18 protein-coding genes and 1 tRNA gene are annotated in these 22,893 nt (G+C 36.8%); 4 read left to right on the top strand and 15 right to left on the bottom strand.

Annotated elements, in window-relative coordinates; genetic code table 11:
* Window positions 1–2 precede the first annotated feature (2 nt).
* The 9 genes from B154_RS0103220 to B154_RS0103180 form a co-directional block, all read right to left on the bottom strand.
* Window positions 3–3,128 carry a type III restriction-modification system endonuclease gene (locus tag B154_RS0103220; RefSeq protein ID WP_018611851.1) on the bottom strand — a complete coding sequence of 1,042 codons (3,126 nt, stop codon included), beginning with the start codon at window positions 3,126–3,128 and terminating at the stop codon, window positions 3–5.
* Between the two features lie 3 nt (window positions 3,129–3,131).
* Window positions 3,132–5,207: a DNA methyltransferase gene (locus tag B154_RS27565; RefSeq protein WP_018611850.1), complete on the bottom strand. Its 2,076-nt coding sequence runs from the start codon at window positions 5,205–5,207 to the stop codon at window positions 3,132–3,134.
* 211 nt (window positions 5,208–5,418) lie between these two features.
* Complete coding sequence (locus tag B154_RS0103210; protein ID WP_018611849.1) at window positions 5,419–5,928, bottom strand: hypothetical protein; 510 nt, start codon at window positions 5,926–5,928, stop codon at window positions 5,419–5,421.
* A 136-nt stretch (window positions 5,929–6,064) separates the two neighbouring features.
* Window positions 6,065–6,775, bottom strand: a complete 711-nt coding sequence (locus tag B154_RS0103205; RefSeq protein ID WP_018611848.1) for a DUF5131 family protein — start codon at window positions 6,773–6,775, stop codon at window positions 6,065–6,067.
* Window positions 6,776–7,118: 343 nt separating this feature from the next.
* Window positions 7,119–7,547 carry a hypothetical protein gene (locus tag B154_RS0103200; RefSeq protein ID WP_018611847.1) on the bottom strand — a complete coding sequence of 143 codons (429 nt, stop codon included), beginning with the start codon at window positions 7,545–7,547 and terminating at the stop codon, window positions 7,119–7,121.
* 151 nt (window positions 7,548–7,698) lie between these two features.
* Window positions 7,699–8,793 (bottom strand): AAA family ATPase, encoded by a 1,095-nt coding sequence (locus B154_RS0103195; protein ID WP_018611846.1) that lies wholly within the window; start codon window positions 8,791–8,793, stop codon window positions 7,699–7,701.
* Window positions 8,794–8,812: 19 nt separating this feature from the next.
* Window positions 8,813–9,235, bottom strand: a complete 423-nt coding sequence (locus tag B154_RS0103190) for a hypothetical protein (RefSeq protein ID WP_157580425.1) — start codon at window positions 9,233–9,235, stop codon at window positions 8,813–8,815.
* Window positions 9,236–9,403: 168 nt separating this feature from the next.
* Window positions 9,404–9,784, bottom strand: coding sequence for a hypothetical protein (locus tag B154_RS0103185; RefSeq protein WP_018611844.1), 381 nt, complete (start codon window positions 9,782–9,784; stop codon window positions 9,404–9,406).
* A 900-nt stretch (window positions 9,785–10,684) separates the two neighbouring features.
* Window positions 10,685–10,758: transfer RNA gene (locus tag B154_RS0103180), tRNA-Met, on the bottom strand.
* Between the two features lie 159 nt (window positions 10,759–10,917).
* Here B154_RS0103180 and B154_RS0103175 point away from each other — a divergent pair.
* From B154_RS0103175 to B154_RS0103155, 4 genes are all read left to right on the top strand, one after another.
* A complete protein-coding gene (locus tag B154_RS0103175) occupies window positions 10,918–12,420 on the top strand; it encodes a carboxypeptidase M32 (protein WP_018611843.1) in 1,503 nt (500 codons plus the stop codon).
* Between the two features lie 152 nt (window positions 12,421–12,572).
* Window positions 12,573–13,133, top strand: coding sequence for a hypothetical protein (locus tag B154_RS0103170; RefSeq protein WP_018611841.1), 561 nt, complete (start codon window positions 12,573–12,575; stop codon window positions 13,131–13,133).
* Window positions 13,134–13,446: 313 nt separating this feature from the next.
* Window positions 13,447–14,766: a vanadium-dependent haloperoxidase gene (locus tag B154_RS0103160; RefSeq protein ID WP_018611837.1), complete on the top strand. Its 1,320-nt coding sequence runs from the start codon at window positions 13,447–13,449 to the stop codon at window positions 14,764–14,766.
* 100 nt (window positions 14,767–14,866) lie between these two features.
* Window positions 14,867–15,982, top strand: coding sequence for a hypothetical protein (locus tag B154_RS0103155; protein WP_018611836.1), 1,116 nt, complete (start codon window positions 14,867–14,869; stop codon window positions 15,980–15,982).
* A gap of 66 nt (window positions 15,983–16,048) precedes the next feature.
* Here the strand turns inward: B154_RS0103155 and B154_RS0103150 are convergent, their stop codons facing one another.
* The 6 genes from B154_RS0103150 to B154_RS0103125 all read right to left on the bottom strand — a co-directional run bounded on the left by B154_RS0103150 (window position 16,049) and on the right by B154_RS0103125 (window position 22,878).
* Window positions 16,049–17,404: an alkaline phosphatase family protein gene (locus B154_RS0103150; RefSeq protein ID WP_018611834.1), complete on the bottom strand. Its 1,356-nt coding sequence runs from the start codon at window positions 17,402–17,404 to the stop codon at window positions 16,049–16,051.
* 19 nt (window positions 17,405–17,423) lie between these two features.
* On the bottom strand, window positions 17,424–18,632 hold the full coding sequence (gene eboE / locus B154_RS0103145; RefSeq protein ID WP_018611832.1) for a metabolite traffic protein EboE: 1,209 nt from the start codon (window positions 18,630–18,632) through the stop codon (window positions 17,424–17,426).
* A gap of 182 nt (window positions 18,633–18,814) precedes the next feature.
* Window positions 18,815–19,972 (bottom strand): 3-dehydroquinate synthase, encoded by a 1,158-nt coding sequence (locus B154_RS0103140; protein ID WP_018611830.1) that lies wholly within the window; start codon window positions 19,970–19,972, stop codon window positions 18,815–18,817.
* A 106-nt stretch (window positions 19,973–20,078) separates the two neighbouring features.
* On the bottom strand, window positions 20,079–20,939 hold the full coding sequence (eboC, locus tag B154_RS0103135; protein WP_018611828.1) for a UbiA-like protein EboC: 861 nt from the start codon (window positions 20,937–20,939) through the stop codon (window positions 20,079–20,081).
* A gap of 41 nt (window positions 20,940–20,980) precedes the next feature.
* Window positions 20,981–21,967: a TatD family hydrolase gene (locus tag B154_RS0103130; RefSeq protein ID WP_018611827.1), complete on the bottom strand. Its 987-nt coding sequence runs from the start codon at window positions 21,965–21,967 to the stop codon at window positions 20,981–20,983.
* A 41-nt stretch (window positions 21,968–22,008) separates the two neighbouring features.
* The gene (locus tag B154_RS0103125) at window positions 22,009–22,878 is read right to left on the bottom strand and encodes an EboA domain-containing protein (RefSeq protein WP_018611824.1); all 870 of its coding nucleotides are present in this window, start codon (window positions 22,876–22,878) and stop codon (window positions 22,009–22,011) included.
* Window positions 22,879–22,893: the final 15 nt, after the last annotated feature.

Here is a 22,893-nt window from a genome sequence, read left to right as displayed (position 1 = left end):
CACTATTTTAATTGTACTACTTCTAATAACTTTTCGTAGCTATTTACTTTCTTAAATACTACCTCTGTATTACTGATTGCTTTAAAATGTTCATCCGCGCAATGCAGTTTCAACTTTTCTATCTCTCTTAACTCTAAGTCCGAATCTGAGCCTTTCGTTTCTGCAACAAAATAGATGTGTCTTACCTTTTCTTTATCAAATACAATTACCCAATCAGGACTGTAGTTTGCAACAGGTGTTGTTATGTAGAAGTTCTTAGGCAATTTTGCGTAAACCGATACTTCCGTACTATTGTCTAAAGATTTGGCAAATGCTGTTTCTATTTTACTATCAGTTATAATGTAATCGTAAATATGCTTTTTAAGCATCTCAGCGTTACGCAGCGCCTCTTTGGTATTGGTAAAAACAGTTTTTGCATCAAATGTATCTTCTACCTTGTGGTATACGATGTTGTTGTAAATCAGACTTGCCTTTACTTCATTGATTAGCTTACTACTTTTTGCAATAAATTCCTCCGGGTTCTTTCTAATTAATAAGAATTTTACAGGGCTAATTTTTTTTAATATGTCTGCTATTGTTTGTCTTTTCAAATTAGTAATAGCTACTATTTCCCCAATTATATCGTATAAAGTATTAGTATAAATATCAGTGCTTAGTTTTTTGTTGGTCCTGTCTATTACTGTAATGGCTTCGTTGTTTTCAATCTTTTCTTTTGTCGTCTGTTCTAATACACCTTCCTTCACTTCGTAGCTTCTATCAGCTATATTTAAATCCGCATTAATTCTGTTTCTGCTATCCTCAATCAATTTCGCTGTATCAAACCGGACTTCGTATATAGATTTAATGTTAATTTTCTCCCAAAGTGCCTGAAACTCTTTCTTGTAAAAATTCGAGTTAATTGCTATTGTTTTGATATTTCTGTCATTATCAATTCCAAAGGGCTCGCCGGTGTATATTGAGGTTAGCAACTTATTAATATCACTCCTAAACGGCTCTAAGTTAGCTGGTAGCGGCACTTTGTTTTGTTCTATTAGCGTTTTGCCCGTATCTGTTATTTTACCATTAATATCAGCTATTCTTTCATATAAGAGTGTATTGTTTAAAAGGTTTGCCTGTGCATCATTTAGACGTAATTGTTCGCCTTTTTCATTCGTCAATACTTTGCCTAAGAAGAGTTTTACTTCTATTTTTTGAGGTCGGTTTTGCAGTGCGGCTGCTATTTCATCTTGCAAGCCCTTTGCAAATGCCTCGTAACTTTCGGATGCAATAACTGTAAGTTTATTTATTTCGTGTACCTGTTCGCCAATGGTATCATAGTCTAATCTAATACCATCTTCATTAACACATAAACGCATACCTCGCCCTACTTCCTGCCGCCTTCTAATTGTAGCATCGGAATGTTTTAATGCACAAATCTGGAAGACATTTGGATTATCCCACCCTTCCTTTAATGCAGAGTGTGAGAAGATGAAACGAGTAGGTTCAGAAAAACTAAGTAAGCGTTCTTTGTCTTTCATTATAAGGTCGTATGCTGATATATCATCTGTATCATCACTGCCACGTTTTACTGTAGGGTCGATTAATTTTTTTCTCTTATCGATTGAGAAATACCCGTTGTGAATTTTGTCTGCTTCATCCCGTACTAAATACTTTGCATAATTGGTCGGTAAGTAACCTTTGTGGACTTTTCCGAGGTCGGTTTCTTGCAAGAAGTCGTTGTATTCCTGATGAAACATATCCATGAAATCGTTACGCACTTTGTTATATTCTTCTTCAAATATTTTAGCATATTCACCAACTCCTTCATTACCATCTTTATCGTACACCCGGTATTTGTCAACAGAATCAATAAAGAATAATGATAAAACCTTTATGCCTTTATCAAACAACTGCTTCTCCTTTGTAAGATGAGATAGAATTGTTTCCCTGATTTGTATCCTCCGGAAGTCTTTTTCATAATAGTCTCCAACCACCTCACCCGCGAAAATATCCTGACCATTGATGACAATTTTATTATGGTATCCATCTATCTCCTGAATAGTGTATTGCTGGTACTGCTGCATATTGCCACTAAGCTGAAATATGTTTGCACCCTTCTCTAACCTCTCTCTCACTCTTTTAGGTTCGTTATTGACACTTCGTTTTTCATACTCAATTAATGCTACCGGTGGTTTTGTTTTACTTAATATTATCTGTTCCAGGTATAGGTAACCATTTGTGCCGGTTGTACCTTTTAAACTGATACCTTTTACCTGAATTTTCTTAACTAACTTTTTATTGTAAGCATCCAAAGCATCTAACCTAAAGATTTTATTATACTCGACTTTATGGGTGGCAGAGTAACGAAGTGTGAGCAATGGGTTGAAATCTTGCATACTCTTTAGAGTTGCTTCACCATCTACGCTTTGCGGTTCATCAATAATGATGATAGGGTTTGTTTGTGCAATTATTTCAATTGGTCTTCTGCTTCCAAACTGGTCCAATTCAAAATAAATACGTCTTGCATCAGCACCTCTTGAAGCAAAAGCCTGGGTATTAATAATCATAACACTGATACGGCTATCCGACGCAAAGTTTTCTATATCCTGTGGACGGCTAGAATTATAAATAAAGGGAACTATCTTATGGTTGTAAATTTCCTGGAAATGAGTTTGAGTAATTTCAAACGATTTATATACACCCTCACGGATGGCAATGCTTGGTACAATAATAATAAACTTGCTCCAGCCGTACTTTTTATGTAACTCGTACATAGTTCGGATGTAGGTATATGTTTTACCTGTACCTGTTTCCATTTCTATAGTAAGGTTATACCCTTTATTAACGCCTTTTGTACGTTCTAATTGTTTACTCTCCGAGATTTCATTATCTTTTTGAACCTGATCATTTATAAGCAATTGTTCATCAGATATTTTTATTTCAGCATTTCTATAACCAATCGCTGTTTGTATTTCAGTATCAAATTCCAAGGTTTTAACGCCCAATGCAGCTTCCTTTGTTTTACGCATTAAAGCAGTACTTAATTCTAACGTATAGTGGTTTTCTTTAGGCAACTGTCCCACAAAACAGTTTACTACTGCATTAACGGCATCTAATTGAAACTGTTGTTCTTTAAATTGTAATTGCATCCTTTATATTACTTTCATTTCTGTTAAAGGTGACAATTGCTTTAGCAATTGTTTTACATTTTCTTTAGCCGTATCGTCTTTAAAACTGGCATCATTAAACACAATACGCAATGGATGGTAGGTAGCAATTTCTTTGGCGAATGCTTCATCAATGCCATCATTAAAGCAGGCAAAAAGGCTGTTTTCTGCTATTTTAAATACCTTTTTATCCTGGATGCTTAAAGTTTCTATACAGTAATGTAAAGGCAAACCCCAAATTAACATGATTTGAGCTAATAAGTCCTGCGGTGTTCTATCAGGTTTTATATTATTAGCAAAAAGGTCAAGGTTTTGTTGGTTGTAATCCTGTGGTTTGTAATAAACATCCTGCATATTACTACTGTCTTCCCGGAATACCCGGAAACCAGTATCTAAATGAGAAAGAGTATTATTTTTGAAATCAATGCTTGTACTAATAATTTCAATCCTTGTATTTAATTCATCAATTTTTTCAATGCTTGGCAGAATTTCAGATCGTTCCTCATCAATTTCAGCAATTAATTTTTCTTTTTCTTGTCCTAAACGTTGTACTTCCTCTTTCAATTCATTCGAAATTGAGATGCCTGCACGACGAATACGTTCTTTACCAATCTCACAAATGTTCTTAAAACCTGCTTTATAAGTGTTACTTGACATGTCAACACTTTCTGGTAGTTGAACCATAATAAATCTTCTGTCACCATTATCCTCAGCGTTTAACTTAAGAGTTGCGTGTGCAGTAGTAGCAGAACCAGAAAAGAAGTCCAAAATTATTTCACTATTTATATTTGGTACAGCGTATTCAATTAAATCCGATAGCATTGAAACTGATTTTGGGCTGCTAAATTCTGCTTCACTTAATAAACTCCTATATTCTTTTGTTGCTCGATCCGTCGAATAGCTTGTACCGGAAAAAACTGATTTTGGTTTTATCTTCCTTAACTCGCCATCTGTTTCGAGATAATCTTTCTCGAAAACATCCCATTTTGATCCACCACTTACTGCTCTACCAATTAGTGTTTTAATTTTTAGTCTGGCCGTCTCTTTTCCCCATCGCCAACACCCATCAGAATTATCAGATTTTCTTGGAAGAACTTCTTTTGAAAAGCTATCCGATTTTTCAACACTAACCTCGCCAGTTTTTGGATTTACAAAAAGTGGAAAAAACATGTTCGGACGAGCTTGCCTTGTATCTGCACCCCCTCTTTTCCTTAAACCGAGCTCTCGGTATTTACCAATATTATCTTCGTTATTAAATTCATTTATTCTGGTATCAGGCAACCTAAGACCCACTTCTTCATAAAAATCCGTTTTCACATACATTAGCAAACGTTCATTCGCTGTTGCAATATATCTCTTATCATTTCTTCCTTTCAAGTTATTTACCACACATATATCTGCCACAAAATTTATTTCCCCATAGATTTCATCACATACCTTTTTAAGATTATGAACTTCATTATCATCAATGCTTATAAAAAGAACCCCATCATCCTTCAATAAATTCCTTGCTAACTTGAGCCGAGGATATATCATCGTAAGCCAATCGCTATGGTATCTGCCATTCGATTCCGAATTAGGAACAAGCCTCTGGTTGTATTCGTCTTTTAATCCACTATCAAATTCAAATTGTGCTTTGTCTTGCACGAAATTATCCTTGTATATAAAGTCATTTCCGGTGTTGTAGGGCGGGTCTATATAAATCATTTTTATTTTGCCCAAATAGCTCTCCTGCAACAGTTTTAATACTTCTAAATTGTCTCCTTCAATGTATAGGTTCTGAGTGTTGTCAAAGTCAACACTTTCTTCTTTAATCGGCCGTAAGGTTTTAGTAGTAGGTAAGTTTGCTGTTACAATAGCTTCCCGCTTGCCCGGCCATTCCAAACGGTAACGTTCTTTAGTGCTTTCAACAATATCTGGATTCAACTCTTGGCGTAGTTGGTCAAAGTCAATTGCTTTTCCATTGGCTGTTTCTGTAACACAGTTAGGGAAAAGGGTGGCAATCTTTTGTATATTCTCAGAAACAAGGTCTGGAGATTGTAAGGTTAGCTTATCCAACATAGTAAATTCTGCACTTTTTATGGCAATATGGGTAAAAATAATTGGAAAAAGTAAACAAAAGCAACGGAGTGCAATAAAAAATAAGTAGGGGAATTTAAGATTATTAGATTACGACTGTATGTAAAATAAAAACGTCCGTCCATTTTATCCTTATAGAATATTCTGGACGGACGTTAGCTCAAGAAGAAGTCTATCTTAAAACCGTTATAACTTAATTATATTTAAAATCATTGTGCATGATAACAGCAAGCTTTTCCATTTGCTTAACTTCATCTGGACATAAGTATTGAGCTAACTTAACTAAATTGTTAATTCGGTATTTGGCTTTCATTTTTTTTATTTCTTTATTCATGTACTCTATAGCTCCAATAACCACATAAGTAACTTCTATTCCTTCCGCAAATCGAGATATGTCTTTTTCTGTTACATTTTTATACATGTATAATTCCTCCATATTAAACTTTGAATGTGCCACAATCCCTGCCTCTCTCATTGATTCCCTTTTGTGCTTCAGTTGCTCCTGTGCTGTATTCCACAAATCTTGCTTTAAAGATTTGAAATAACATTTTAAAATTTTATCTTCCTGCTCCTCCCAATTCCATTTATTTAAAAATGTTTCTGCTGCACCACCAATCATTATATATAATAATTTTGGAGTAATCTTAAGTTCTTTTGCTTTTGCTAATACTTTATCAGTTAGCGGTATATTTATATCTGTCATAACATATTGTTTTAAAATTTACAATTCGTGTCTCATTAAACAAATGGCTATACTCCTCTATAAATATGTTTACTGAGTTTACTTTTGCAAAAAATAGAGGAATACAACCACCCGTTTGATCTTTAGAAGCACTTAATCAACTTATTTCAGGCATCTCGTCGTAAGTCCTACCATTAAGTAACCTACCAGCTGCCTTTTTATCTTTGCCACCCCATTGTTTGAAGAAAAAGGGAATGCTTGATGCTCGGCATTTCCGGAAAATATCCAAAACCCATTCTTTCTGCATAGGTCTCGGTGTAAGTCCACTCTCTCCACCTACAATTACCCAATCAATATTTTCCAAGTTTAGATTTGGCAATGGCCCTATTAGTGGTTCACAGGATAGGAATTTTACTGCTGCATTTGTTTTTCTTAATGAATCAATTCTGGAAATTACTCTTTCATCCTCCACAGAAACTCCCATCCATATATTCTGAGTCCAGTTTAATTCTGCACATACTTGTAGCAGTCTTTCATCTCTTTTCGTCAGTATTTGGTAGGTGTGTTGTGGTGTTTCATTCATTACGTTAAAAACTCGTTCGATAAAATCAGTAGGAATATCCGGATGAAATAAATCGCTCATAGAATTTACAAAAACAAGCTGAGGTGTTTTCCACTTATAAGGAGTTGCTAATTCATATTCATGTAGTGTAACCTTAAAACCATTACGATATTTATTTACTTTATCTGTTTGCAGTCGTAAGGAAAGTCCTTCTGCATAACAGTATTTACAACCTGCAGAAACTTTGGTACATCCGGTTGTTGGATTCCAAGTCATCTGTGTCCACTCTATATTTGATAATGCCATTATATAAAAATTTAATCTTATGATCGATGCGGTATAACCATGAAGCTAGGTTTATAACAACGCTTTCAATTTTTCACCCATCGAAATTTTATCAGGAAGAAGAACGAGGAAGATATACTTAAGTATATAGGACAAACTAGTATAACCTACACTATTGCAAAAAATAGCTATTAGTATATAATCAGTGAGGTATGAGATAATTGTTTTAAAAATGTCCGTCCAGCTATCCCTAGGAGTATTGTGGACGGACACCTTCGCTATTGTCATGGCCGTTAAGGGAAATAAGAAATAAATGAACCAATTGTTGCCTTTATTTATATTTAACAGTTGGTTGCATGATAATCTAGTTTTCTTTATAATCTTTCCCAAAAGCTCCTCCTACTCTATAGCTTCCATCCAAGAATGAAATAAAACCGTGTCGACAGAATTCCTTATACAGCAAATCATGTTTTTTAATTTCGATAGCAAGTGCTCGCACCATATTCTCAGTAAAAACCGGTACTTCTCCTGTTAAATAAATATTATCTTCACCCAGAAGTTCTTTCGTTTCAAATGTACTTGCCATATCACCCTCTTTAAAAATAATAGGTTCTAGCGAGGGGTCAATGTGAAATAAGATGCCTAAAAAATCCCAGAAAAAGGGAGCGCATACTGGTTCAATCTCATATTCATTTACTAGTAAATCCATTACATTATAAAAAGTTAAGACTGTGGTTGGATTAAAATCTTTGTTTGTTTCGTCAATTTCATCTGAATTTTCATTTAAATTCATATAATAAGTATTTTATAAAAGTTTAAAAAATGAGGGGGAACATGATAACCTTTCCCCCTCCTGTTGTCCGTCCGTCCATTTCACTTAGTATATGCACGCGGACAGTATGTTCTTGGTAAGAAACCAATGGAAGTTTTAATAACTCCTAAATTTAATCTACTCCTGGTTTAGCAGGTTCTTCCGAGGCTACACCTTTAACCCATTCTCCCACTGTACTTTTACCTACCGGAACATTAAATTCTTTCTCTAGCATTTTTGCTATATCTCTCACGCTTTCACCCTTCTTTTTTAGTTCAGCCGCTTTTGCTTTAAGTTCTCCTGTTTCATTACAATTTCTGCTCCCGGCTAACTCTTCAATTACTACAGTTTTACCTGTATTAGTAAATACCATTTGTTCGTTAAATTGCAAAACAGTCGAAGCTTGCTTGTCTTTAGCAGGCAGGTAGTTACCTTTTAATGCTATAAGATGCCTTAGGTTATTATCAAACCGGTCTTTTCTTAACTCCAGCAGTATTCGTGCCTTGCTTTCAATAGCCATCGAACCCAATACTGCGTTTTTACTTGGCACAGAATATTCTTTGGCTTTTGCAAGATGGTGGTTGAAAACAACCAAACACTGATGTTTTAATGCTAACTTTTGGTACTGTTGTAAAAAACTACGCACTACTAATGCATTATTAAAATCATTCGAACCAAATACATCAGTGAGGGTATCAACTATTACAATATCCGCTGGCATTCTCGATAACTCTAAATTTAACCTTTTTAAAAGGTTATCAGTCTCGAATATAAAACGCAAGCCCTTAAATTTCTCCGGTGTTAGCTGTTCACCATTTTGTTTCTTTAGTAAATATGCAATCGAATTTTCATCATCTTCGGTGGATACATAAATTGCTGAATGATGTGTAGCAGTAAGTTTAAAACTTATAAATTCTGCCTGATTTAAAACTATCGCAGTTGCTAGTTGTCTCAACCACGCTGATTTGCCTGTATCACTTGAGCCCGCCATAACTGCAATTCCTACCTGAGGCAGAAATGGCTTTAATAATGTCGGCATTTCACTTACCTGTTTTGCTATTAGCTCTGACGCACAAAAAACATAACTTGGCTTTTCCTTAATAATTGCTTCACTATCTACCTTTCCAGTTTTTGCATCCGTTGCAACTTCGTCGTCAATTTCAAAGAACTTCTTTTTTTCTACATCTGATTGTGATCCATCTTTTTCACAATCAATTCCAACCTCCAATAAATTATTTGTACTTTCCTTATTGATCTTTTACCTCCTTTCTTACCGCTAATAACCTATACTTTTTAAGAAAGTCGCAAAATTCTTGTGTCAAAGGAACATTTGGAAGCATTTGTAACAATCTGCCAACGAACACAATTCCTCTTTTAGTTAAAAATAACTCTCTATAACCTGCAACCACTCTTAGCGACTCCTTGGCTACGTAAATAGCTTGATGTTGAAATAACATCAAACTCCTATAACCCCCTAAAACATTATTATCTTCATCAATAACGTCGGTTAGGCGTAGCAGCCTTAAGATTTGTCTACGGCCGAACTTAATTTCATATTTATTTCTCAAAATCCGCATGCATTCTTTAATTCGCCAACCATTGGCCGGGCGTGTTTGTTTTGTTATCACCACCATACTAACTGTTTTTAAGCACCCTGCGGTAAATTCCATACAAGCTGCCCGTTAATTAATTCTATTTCAGTAGTTGATGTACACTGCTAAGCCCATAAATCTCACCTTATGACTTTGCTTACAATAAATATGACTGTTTTTTTTACATGACTTTATTTGGTTTTTAAATATGACTAGTTTATTATTTGTTTCTCTTAAACGCTTTACTTATTCCTCGAAGTATAACATGTACTTTTCACGATCCTGCCGTGCTACTTCACTCAGAATTATGCAGCAGATTTTGTAAAAGTTTTCAGGCGTTACCACTACCTCGTCAATACTAAGTGGAGCGTCATTTACGCTCTCATCGTCCCCTGGAGTAACAACGCCGTTTCTTATACAATGAAACATATGCTTGGCATCTTCACAAATTAAATATTCGTGCTTTTTCGAATAGTCGTCCTTTTCAAAAAGGCCGGCTTCCTGCCCTGCAAAGAACCATGCTCTTTGACTGTTCGACGCCTTGTTCAGAAACTGCTCAATTTTCCTATAACTGTAGAAGGTGTTATCTGAAGTAATAGTTGAAAATATTTGTTCGCTGTATAACATTTTATAACTTTTTAGTTAAATAATCAGTGTACTATTTGCAATTAAATTACTATCTACACACAAATCCATTGATTGTAAACAGCCATAATACTGTAATGTCGATACGTTAACGCATGATCATTAAAAAAAGCAAAAGATTACTATAGATTACTTCTGCTAATCTTACAATTAAATTTATACAATAGAGGTAATCTAGTTGCTTCAGAAAGTTGAATTCCTACTTGCACTACGTGATGCATGTAATAGCTAAGTAATGAACGCTATCAACAGTTCTAAAACGAAATATATTTGGGGTCCTAAGAGTGCTTTAGAAAGCTCTCTGATATGAATAAATAACAAGAATTTGCTCTTATTAATACAACACAAAAGTAAAAGAAACTTTGCAAAAATTAAAAAAAAGGACAAAAAAAAATTCAAACACTACAAATATTAATATCTCAAAAAGTAAAAAAAAGAATTGTGGTGAGGGAAACACTAGGAGTTAATTTGACCCCTTAAAATATTGGTTTAGTTTATCGATATGCTTGTATGAAACCGGATCTTCGAATGCATTTAAATAGTGCTCTGTCACAGCAGGACTACCATGACCTAAAGCTTCCTGAATAAAATCTAGACTTACACCCTCCTGTTTTAAAGCATTTCACTTGCCTCATCATTTGTGATGTTAAATAGTAAATAAGAAAAAAGATTTAAGTTTTACACTTACTAGCGTAGGCTTTACAAAAAAGTGCGCCACTATATGCGTCACTTAACGAGACTTTTTATGTATATTAGGAGAAAATAATTTTTAACGGACGATAATTTCAGTGGTATTTTTCATTACACATACTTTGTTAAAACCCTTATCCATATTGCACTTCAATAAAAAAACCCCGGTATAAAAACCAGGGCCTCAACAAGTAGCGAGGAGCAGACTTGAACTGCCGACCTTCGGGTTATGAATCCGATGCTCTAACCAGCTGAGCTACCTCGCCATTTCGGGGTGCAAATATAGGTCTCTTTTTCTTTAAAAAAAGTGTTTTTTGCAGTATTGCTATTTATAATGCTTTACAGATAGCTTTTGGAGGTTACAAACCTTTCTCCGCCAAACTTGTAAGTATCTTTACTTCTTTACGAAGCGGTAAAATAAATATATGAGGACATATTCTTCTGATGCGTTGTACAGTCAATACAGGGATGAGTTGCAGAAAATTGCAGATGTAAAATATTCGGCAGCAGTATTGCAGTGGGACCAGGAAACGTATTTGCCCCCAAAAGGAGCAGGTTTTCGGGGAAGGCAAATAGCTACTTTAAGTGAAATGGCACACCAAATGTTTACTGGTGAAAATATTGGCAATCTTTTAAAGGAGTTGCTCTCCCGGGAATTGACGGAAAGACAAAGACGAAATGCAGAGCTTACACTAGAAGATTATAACCGACTGAAAAAGCTATCACCTGCATTTGTAAGAAAAATGAGTGAGGCAGTATCCGCAGCGTTTCACGCATGGATAGAGGCACGAAAACAAAACAATTTTTCAATATTTGAGCCTTCGCTTACTATATTAGTCGATTTAAAAAGACAGGAAGCCGAATTGCTGGGGTATGAAGGTCATCCGTACAATGCGCTAATGAACGAGTATGAAAAAGGAGCTACGGTGCAAATGTTAGACAAGGTTTTCTCAGATATAAAAAATCCGTTACTTGACCTTTTATATGAGGTAACCGAAAAATTGGTCGCAGAAGATTACTTTCTTCGCCAGCATTTTCCCACGCAGCAACAATGGGAGTGGGGTACATACCTCGCGAAGCAACTTGGTTTTGACTTTGCCGCAGGCCGGCAAGATATATCGGAACATCCTTTTACCACCAACTTTAGTAGCCACGATGTAAGAATTACTACACGAATAGATGAAAATGATTTCGCTAACATGACCTGGAGCACCATACACGAAGTAGGTCATGCGTTGTATGAGCAAGGGTTACCCGCAGAGGAATACGGCTTGCCATTAGGTGAATATGCTTCTTTAGGCATACATGAATCTCAGTCTCGATTGTGGGAAAACTGTGTAGGAAGGGGAGGGGCTTTTTGGCAATATTATTATCCCAAGCTGCAGCAATATTTTCCTGATCAGTTTAATAATATTTCAAAAGAGCAATTTCTAAGGGCAGTTAATAAGGTGCAACCCTCGTTGATAAGAACTGAAGCAGATGAACTTACCTATCATTTTCATGTTATGGTACGTTACGAGCTTGAAAAGCATTTGATAGAAGGTTCTTTGCAGGTGAAAGAAATTCCCTTATACTGGAATGACCAGTATAAATCTTTATTAGGAGTAGAGGTTACCGATGACAAACAAGGTTGCCTGCAGGATGTACACTGGAGCCATGGAAGTTTTGGATACTTTGCCACCTACAGCCTCGGAAGTTTTTATGCGGCGCAATTCTGGGAGCAGGCAAAAGCTGATATTCCAGGTTTGGAGAGTCATATTGTTAATGAAGGCAATACAGCTTTGTTACTTAATTGGCTTAGAAAGAATGTGCATGCGCACGGCAGATACTACACTAGTGACGAATTGTGCAGTAAGGTAACTGGTAAAAAATTGGATAGTACCGTGTTTGTGAATTATTTGAAGCAAAAGATGAATGATTTGAAATAATAGGCAAAGCTTTTTACAAATTATCAAAAGTTTCAAAAAACCGATAAGCAGCGATTTAAACAAGAAAATTGTCTGTAAGAACAATTAAATGCATTTTTTCATATTTTAATTTTTGCTGTAAATAAATTTAGTACTATTTTCCACCTCGATTTGTGAAAAAGCTATCTGCCATATTACTAACTGTATTATTCCTGTTTAACCTTTTTGGATACAGAATACTGTTTAATTATGAGCAGCAGCAATCAGATATAAGACTTGAAGCCTCGCTTGACAAACAGGATTATAATGATGCCGATTTGGTTACAATCAAAGTTCCGCTCTCTCTGCCGTATGTTAATAATCAACAAAGTTTTGAACGTGTAGACGGTGAAATAACCGTTAACGGAAAAATATTAAAATACGTTAAACGTAAAATCTCTAATGGTAATCTAATTTTGTTGTGTTTGCCAGACCATGATAAAATGAGAATTGAGTCTGCAAAAGACGAATTTTTTAAATATGCGAATGATTTGGTTCAAAACAACCAATCAAAGAAATCAGGCAACACAAAGGCCGGTGTATTTAAAAATCTTCAAACAGAGTATAACATAAATACTTATGAATATGTATATGCCACCCGGCGTATTCAACATACTTACACGGTTCCTTCACAATCTAACTTTCTACCTTCTTCTCATTCCCGGTTACCAGAACAACCACCTGAGATAATTTAATCTCTCATTGGGGGATTTTTTATGGCAATTGCGCTTTAAAGTAATCTTTTGTACCGGGCTTTAGTGCCGCTATTAATCTTGTCTTGCGTCGCACTCTTGTACTGTAGAATCCATTTCTGCAACAACAAAGTAAATGTTGGTTTAAACAACTTTTTCAACAACTGCTTCAATGCATTATTAGCGCTTATCAAGAGATTTGAATTAAAAAGCTTGACAAAAATTATAGTTGGAGCCATCGCTGTTGCTGTGAAAATTTCCACATGATTACAAAAAATGATTTCATTAAAATGAGAACTTTTTTCATTAATGTACTATGAATAAATTGATTGTTGCTTTTGTAATAACAGTGCTGTTGTATGGGTGTAAAAAAGGTGATTATGTAAAAGTAACACATGACCCGTTGTTGTATAGTAAAACGGTAAAGAAGCTGAATGACATAGTGTTGGAAAATAATTTTCCACCTATGATTGCTGCCCGTAACTATGCTTATGCAAACATTGCCGCTTACGAAGTGATTGCTGCGGGAGATAAGAATTATACATCGCTCGCAGGGCAAATTCATGAGTTGAATCCGATACCAAAGCCTGATAAGAAAGATAAAATAGACTTTCCTTTTGCTGCATTAATTGCCTTTTGTAAGGTTGGCAATGCAGTTACCTTTCCTGAGGGCAGTATGGATACTTATGTTGATGCATTAAAAGACCAGGTAAAAGATGCAGGTATGCCTACTGACGTATTTGATGGCAGTGTGAAATATGCAAACCTGGTAGCTGACAGTATAATGAGCTGGAGCAAAAATGATAATTATGCAAAAATACGAAGCGCCAGCAAGTTTTCTGTAACCAATGAGGAAGGCAGATGGGTTCCCACCCCGCCTATGTATGCCCAGGCAGTAGAGCCGCACTGGATGGAAATAAGAACGCTGGTGATGGATTCCTGTTCGCAGTTCAAGCCAGTTCGTCCACCAAAGTATGAACCTACAAATAAGTCAAGTGCATTTTATAGTGCAATGATGCTGGTCAAAAATTGCGTGGACAGTTTAACTCCAGAGCAAAAACATATCGCTGATTTCTGGGATGACAATTCATTTAAGCTGAATGTGAACGGACACGTAATGTACGCTACTAAAAAGTTTTCACCCGCAGGCCACTGGATGAATATTGTAGGCATTATTGCGGCTAATAAGAAAGCTGATTTCAATACTACCGTTTCTGCCTATACTCAAACATCTATCGCACTCTTTGAAGCGTTTATCAGTTGTTGGGATGAAAAATTCAGGAGCAATTATATAAGACCCGAAACAGTAATAAACAAATATGTAAATCCAGAATGGCAACCTTACATTCAAACACCACCGTTTCCAGAGTATTCGAGCGGTCATGCCGTTATATCAGCAGCGGCAGCAGAAGTAATGACCCATTACTTTGGTGATAATGTGCACTATACAGATTCTTCAGAACTGGAATTTGGCGTTCCTAACCGTTCCTTTACATCTGTCAGGGAAGCTGCTAAAGAGGCGGCTATTTCCAGGGTATATGGCGGTATTCATTTCAAACATTCCTGCGATGTAGGCCGCGATGAAGGTATTAAAGTAGGCACTTTTGTTTTACAACGTTTACATATGAAGAACTAAAAAATAAACTAAAACCAAACCGAGCTCATAGGGTTATTGCAACCTATTAAGTTCATCCTTTCCCCAAAACCATCGGTAAAAAATAAAAAAACAACTTATTATGAAGAATATTTTATCAATTGTTATTGCTACACTAATTATAATTATTGCTACAAATAATACCATTAATGCGCAGGGCTGTGTCGCAATAAAAGGAAGCGGTGCAACCTGCATGTTAGCCCACCCCCAAAGTACAAATAAAGCGGGATGGCAATTTAGTACAAGCGAAAGGTATTACAAGTCCTTCAGGCATTTTTCAGGAACTGAAGAAAATAAGGACAGGCTAATACAAGGTACAGAGGTTATAAATCATACATTTATTACTGACCTTGCCCTCACACGTATTTTTAATGATCGGTGGTCTATGACAGTAGATGCTCCTGTAATATCAAATGCGCGTTCCTCTTTATATGAGCATGGCCTGGTAAATGGCGCGTACATAAAAAAGGAAAGACACTCTACCCATTCTTTTGGTTTGGGAGACGTGAGGGTAGCAGTTTACCGTTGGTTGCTTGACCCGGCCAAATACGTGAAAGGAAACATTCAATTAGGGCTGGGCATTAAATTGCCAACAGGTGATTATAATTATCAGGATTACTGGTACAATGTAGGCCCGAACGGAACAAAAGAATTGCGTACGGTAGATCAGTCCATACAATTAGGTGATGGTGGTACAGGGCTTACCGTAGAAGCAAACACTTTCTACAATTTCACTCACAATTTTAGTGTTTATGGTAACTTTTACTACCTCGCGAATCCAAGAGAGCAAAATGGGGTAAGAACTTACAGGGAAACATTAAGTCCGGCTCTTGCAAATGAAGCTATTATGAGTGTGCCCGACCAATACATGGCACGCGGCGGATTTAATTACATGTTCAACCACATAAAAGGTTTATCAGTAGCAGCAGGTGCCCGTATTGAGGGTATTCCTGTTCATGATCTTATTGGCGGAAGTGGAGATTTTCGCCGTCCCGGTTATATTTGGTCAATTGAGCCATCTGTTAACTATGGATTTAAAAATGTCAATTTCTTTGCGTCAGTACCTGTGGCAATAGTTCGTAATCGTTTGCAAAGTGTAACTGATAAAGAGAATAGTGCTAAGAGCGGTAAATTTGTTAGAGGTGATGCAGCGTTTGCTGATTATTCAATAAATGTAGGAGCAGCTTTTAAATTTTAATACCTGGCTTTTATTCATTAAAACTCAACCTTTTAATTTTATAAAGGTTGAGTTTTTTATTGCACTCTATTTCTTCAAATGTTTCCATATAACATTGTAAACATCAGTAGGCTCAATAGTATTGTTATCATTTGCCCTCTCGTCTGTTACCAGTATAGGATGAAACTGGGAAGGCACATGTATGCTGCCGTGAGAACCTTTTATAAGAGTTGCATCTAAAGGGATCACATCCATAACATAACGAAAGCCTGCTTTTTTTCGCAATAACTTATATCCAGCACGTGCTTTTGATGTCATAAACATTTCGACAGGATCATACCCTGGTTTTTTATGAATGTCAACAACTCTCGCATAGTCCGGAGCTTTGGAATCATCTAACCAGAAATAATAAGTGAACCAGCTTTTTTGATCAGCCATTACTACAAATTCACCTGATCTCTCATTATTTATATGATAAGCCGCTTGAGCCTCTTTGTCAAGAATTAATTCGATTCCCGGGACTTTTTCAAGCAGTGTTCTGACTTTCTCAGTTACAGAAGGATCATTTATATAAATGTGCGCAACCTGGTGATCTACAACTGCAAAAGCTTTTGATGCTCCGGCATCCAACAGCTCTAATCCTCTTTCGATGCGTATTTGTAGTAATCCATTTTCGCGCAATACCCTGTTTAGATGAATCGGATTGTTTACGGGAGCTATTCCATATTCTGAAAGTAAAATGATTTTTGCCTGTTTTTTTTCGTAAAATCGAACAAGCTTTTCTACCTCCTTATCGATCTCGAGTAATTCTTTAGATATTTTTGAAAAATCAGGACCAAATTTTTGCAGACAATAATCAAGATGTGGAAGATAAATAAGCGTAAGCGTGGGATTGTATTTGTCATCTGTAAACATAGATGCTTCAGCAATCCAATCAGTCGACTTAATGTTGGCACCCGGTCCCCAGAACTGGAACAAAGGAAACTGTCCCAACTTATTTTGTAGTTCATCTCTCAATTCCGCAGGTTCAGAATAGCAGTCAGGCATTTTACGTCCATCAGCCAGGTAATTCGGACGTGGAGTAACGGAATAATCCGCAGTCGAATACATGTTGTACCACCAAAACATGGTAGAGCAGGTAAAATTCGGGTCTTCTTTTTTAGCTTTGTCCCATATTTTTTCTGCCTTCACCAATTTGTTAGACTGTTTCCAGAACTTAATTTCACAATCTTCCCTGTCGTACCATCCGTTGCCCACAATGCCATGATCAGAAGGCCATTTTCCCGTTACGTATGTTGATTGAACTGCAGTAGTGACTGCAGGCAAAACCGGTTGAATAGTAGCAAGGTTGCGACGCGAAATGTATTGTTTAAGAAATGGAGTATGTTCTCCTATAAGAGAAGTAGAAAGACCAACAATATCAATAACAACTGTTTTATTCATTTTTTTACAAAAATTATTATTAAGATAACTGGTTCGCTACCCATTGCAATTCGCGACTGATAGATTTTTGCATTGGCAATTTTAGTGCTTCGGGAAGCACTTCCCAGGTGTAAGTTTCCACTTCCAGATGGCTCGTTATCATTTGCTTTTTCTGAATTTTAAGCACTTCACAAATGTCGCCTTGTGTTGATTGTAATAATCCAAAATCTTTTTCAAAAACCGGTACATGAAAATGCGCTCTCCATTCTTTTACAGAGGGGTTCTCCACGTCCTCCAAAGCTTCAGGAAGATCGCGGTATCGCAAATATGATGAGTCTTTTTTACATGCCACCACCTGGTGAAGGTAGGTCGGTTCATTAAATTTTATAAAAGCAGATTTAACTTTCAGGCGATAAGAGGTGTCATCTGTTAAAACCGCTTTTAACGCAGCGCTTATTTGAATTTTACCTACTTTGATTCCGAGTTGATCCAATTGTTTTATTATTTCCGCATGTGGTTCGTAGCCTATTGCAAAATGGCAGATATCATAACATAAACAAACATGCGTTTTTATCATCTTTTCTGCTTCATCCTCTGACACAGAAAATGTTGTGGCAATCCGCTTAGTTCCTGCAACCAGTAAATCTTTTTGAAACCAATCAATAAATTCAACACCTGTTTCCATTATTCCATCTGGTTCTGGTTCAATATCAAGATGGAGTATTTTACCCGTTGCTTTATAGATGTTAATTAAGTGCTCGGTTATTTCAAGAATATTTTGTGTTGCGGTATGCCTTGCCGCAGCAAGTTCTGCAGCGTTATCAAACCAATACCTATAACTAAGAGGTGATGTGGAAACACCACCATCCATATTGTCGGGAAGTAATTCTGCAAGAATATTAAATAAGCGGAGGGTGTAGTCTACCCGCTCGCGTGTTGTCCAATCGGGCACGTGTACCTGGTCTTTAACACGTGTATGATGAAATCCGCCGTAAGGAAATCCATTTATGGTAAAAACATAAGCATTATTTACTTTCAGCCATTGCTTAAAAACTTTCAATTCTTCTTTTTTCACTAATTCAAGTGAAGCAATATTTGACAATCGCAGTCCAATGCCCATAGGTGCATTTGGTAACACCTCTTGTTTAATGGCAGGAAAATTTTGTTGTATGGCTGCAAAATGTTGCGGCCAGTTTTCACCTGCATGAATGTTGGTGCAATAGGTCAAATGACTTTTAGAGGTTTCCATATTTTTCTGCTTATGAAATAAGTTGTTTAAATTTTAGGGGAATCTTACTGAAAGATGAAATTGGTTTTGCTATCATGATGAAAATAATGCAACACCAATAACTTCATTATCAGTTCAATGGTACTCATAGAGCGAATGCCCTGAAGCTAAGAAATAAATGTAGGCAGTATTATTTTATTTATCTATAGAACAGGCTGAAAATGTTTTAATCTATCTGCCGCTACTTTCACAAGTTTCCAGTCTATCTCGTGTACCTCCTTGCCTTTACCGATAGAAGTAAGCAGGGTAATGGTTAAACGGCCGCCGAGGTGCTCACGGAATTCCTGCAATCCAAGTAAGATAGGGCTGTGTTCTTCATTCACTTCCATCAACGGATGCGTAATCTCAAAACCAATATTTTGCAGTAAAGAAATTATTCGATTTACTTCATTATCAGTCAGATTTCCTTTTAACCCGGAATACACACTATCTAACGCTATACCCATAGCTACTGCTTCTCCATGCAAAACTTTAAAGTTGGTAAGCTGTTCGAGTTTGTGCGCACTCCAATGTCCAAAATCGAGCGGACGCGAAGAGCCTGTTTCGAAAGGATCGCCACTTCGAATATGTTCAAGATGAAGATCTGCGCAGCGGTGAATAAGATATTTCATTGTATCTAAATCACGGTTGCTTAGCTGGAGTGCATGCTCTTCTAGCCACACAAAAAAATCAGCATCCTTAATTAAAGCTACCTTAATAGCTTCAGATATGCCTGACCGCCAGTCACGATCAGTAAGGGTAGTTAAAAACCGGTCGTCATTGAAAACAGCAACAGGAGGTGAAAATGAGCCAAGGAAATTCTTTTTCCCCTTATAATTTATTCCATTCTTTACGCCTACGCCAGAGTCGTTTTGTGATAAAACCGTAGTGGGAATTCGAATATGTTTTATGCCTCTGTGAGAAATGGATGCAGCAAATCCGGCAAGGTCAAGCAAAGAACCGCCACCGATGGCAGCAAGATAAGAATGACGATCTATTCCATACTGGTTCACAGCATCGACAATGCGTAAGAGAAAATTTACATCGTTTTTAGCAGCTTCCCCTCCGGGGATTACGATCACTTCGCTTGCAGGATGAATAGCTTTGAAGGCGCCGAAATAATCTTTTATCTGGTTTAAAAGATCAGGATGAGCATGAAGGACGCCTTCATCGACTACAAAAAGAATTTTTTGTTCGATACCCTTTATTTTGTGATCAATAAAGAAATTCTTTAAAAGTGTATTTGAAGTATCAAAAAGCCCGCTGGTGAAGTGAACTTTGTATTCAAATTTTATATCAAAAGATTGTTGTAAATAACCCATAATTGAACGATAGCAAGCTTGACTGTTTGTCTTTAAATTTTAGATGGCTTCACAAAGTTACATGGAGCCGGTTATATTATTCGATTTTTAAAATCAGTTGAAAACATTAGGTAACTGCGAAAAGTTTAGCCAGTTTTAACGATAAGGGTAATAAAAGTATAATTACCAGGGCCAGGTATAACGCGCCGAAAGCTGCCGCCCACGCTGCATTCATAAGTATAAGCGCCAAAACACCCGCTTTTACAGCTTTGCCAATGTTTTTTCCAACCGGTTCCTTAATCGCTTTAAGTAAGGGTCTAAAAATCATCCACGTAAAAGGCAGCAGAAAAATAAGAGCAAGCCATATTCCTCCTTTTGCAAATGCAAAATAGAGAATAAGGCTTATAACAATTGCATATAAAAAAGATGCTGTATATAAAGTAGTGCGACTGCCGCCATGTACCTCGCCTCTGCTAATCATTGTTATTGATGCAATATAAATTACAGGGACTAAAGCAAGATACCACCAATCAATAACTGCTGATGGGATAATGCTAATGCCTAGTAAAAGATTGAAACCACGACACAAACCCATGTTTACAGGACCTGCGAAAGAATAATGTTTGCCCCACTTGTCATACACAATAGCTGATACAGCAACTAAAAAAGCAAGTATTGCTGAAGTAATAGAAGTAAAGCCCGCTGCTATTATTCCTGCCACTAACATGAGCACCCCCAGGGTAGCTGCTTCCCTGATTGTAATTAACCCTACGGGAATTGGACGCTCTGGTCGTTCTATTCTATCAAGAGCGGCATCAAAAACATCATTAAAAACAACGCCCCCACCGTAGAGACCTATGGTTGAAAAACACAGTAGCAATATTGGCAGCAGATTTTGTATTTGAAAAGATTGATTGCCTAAATAACCGGAAATTGCAATACCAGCTAAAACATCAGCCACTGAGGTGACAATATTTGCAGGCCTCATTAAACGTAGGTAACCTGTTGTTTTTTTCAAGATTTGCTTAACTAACTGATGATGATGGATGATTTATCGATTCTTGGTTGCTGTCCTCCGCGCAATACTGTGTTACCTTCAAATTTCTCAGATTGGTCTATATTTTTCGCTGCAACAAAATCTGTTTCATTTATCTGGCCACTCTTGCCAAATGCAGTAATGGCATTTCTGTAAGTTACCATTTCGATATCTTTTACACTAATGCCACGGGCCTTCATTAAAACTGCAGTTTTAGGTACAGCCAAAGGATCGCTTATTCCCCAATCGGCTGCAGAATTTACCATAATACGTTCCGTTCCATATTCTTTTACAATTTCCACCATGCGCTCATTTCCCATTTTTGTAAACGGATATATGGTAAATGCAGCCCAAAAACCTCTATCCAGCACTTCTTTTACGGTTTCCTCATTATTGTGATCTACAATGACAGTATCAGGGCTAAGACCATGCTCTATTGCAATGTCCATACTTCTTCGTGTGCCCCTTTTCTTATCTCGGTGTGGAGTATGAATTTGTACGGGTAACGCAGTCTCTTTCGCTAATTCAAGTTGCAGTCGATAATATTTTTCTTCTGCAGGAGTTTGGTCATCAAAACCAATTTCACCAATTCCTACAACACCTTCTTTCATAATAAATAAAGGCAGAATCTCCATAACCTGTTCGGCAAGCTTTTCATTATTTGCTTCACGGGAATTGAGTCCGATAGTGCAATAATGCTTAATGCCAAATTGAGATGAGCGAAATCTTTCCCACCCTATAAGACTGCTGTAATAATCACGGAAACTATCGATACCGGTTCTCGGCTGCCCAAGCCAGAAGGCAGGCTCTATGAGTGCAACAATACCTGCATCGTACATGGCCTGGTAGTCATCGGTGGTCCGTGACGTCATATGCACATGCGGATCAAAGAATTTCATTCCTTTAATACTTTCTAAATCTAAAGGAGCAGAGCTTGCTTTTTCCTTTACCTTTTCTTCATCCAGATTATTGCAACACATAAATTAACGATAGATAAATAAGTTAACGATTGCTGGAATTTTTAAAACATATTCCAGTTCAATTTATTTTCAACGATTTTCAATTTCAAATCAGGCTCCCCGTTTAGCAATGCTTTTGCCGGTGTATAATTGCTTTGAAAACAAGCTAAAGCAGCTCCTTCTTTTTCTCTCTCATCGGGCCCATTAAATGCTCCTTCTATATTTTTAAAATTGCCTTCATCAATAAATTTTGCAACCAAACGCCACAACTGCGGGTTGATCTGCCGATGTGCTGCCCTGCGTTCGTTAGCATAATCGATCAATATCCATGCTAATTCTTTATTCGCTCTTTCGTCTAATCCTATAATACGATTTACATTTTTTTCTGTAAAAAAAGCCTTCATCACCAGCTGGTTCCATGCAAGGTCTTTCAGATACTTAAAGGGGTAGGGGTTATTGTACATGATTGCTTCCAGCACAAAGCCAATATTGCTTCGGATACCTTCTGCACATCTTCCTTGCCACTCTTGAGGATGATTGAAAAAATATAAAGCAGAATATAAAGCAGCCAGTTCATTCATTTCTGCTGCTGTAAAAAGATTATCTATTTTAGCGCAATAGGCTTCCTTATCGTCTGAGACTACTTGCATTAAAAGCCATACTCTGCATAGCTTGTCAATGGTCCAATCATCAATTGAAAATCCCTTATGAACTTTTTCGATAATTTTTCTTTGTTCCGCAGAAAGCTTAATTAATTGCCTCCCCGTTTTTCTCGGAACCGCAGCAAAAGCAAGATTTAATTGAGTGCTTCCTTTTTCTTCCTTTATAACAATGGCTTTTTCGCTGAGCCACTTAAACACTTCTGGCGCTACATTTTGCTGAATGATAGTAATAATCACAGAATCAAATTCTTCCCTTTCTGCAAGATCCATCGTAAATGGTATAAA

Source organism: Segetibacter koreensis DSM 18137, assembly GCF_000374045.1.
Lineage (GTDB): Bacteria > Bacteroidota > Bacteroidia > Chitinophagales > Chitinophagaceae > Segetibacter > Segetibacter koreensis.
The sequence above is the reverse complement of the archived record's forward strand: the minus strand, read 5'-3'. Positions and strand labels throughout refer to the sequence as shown.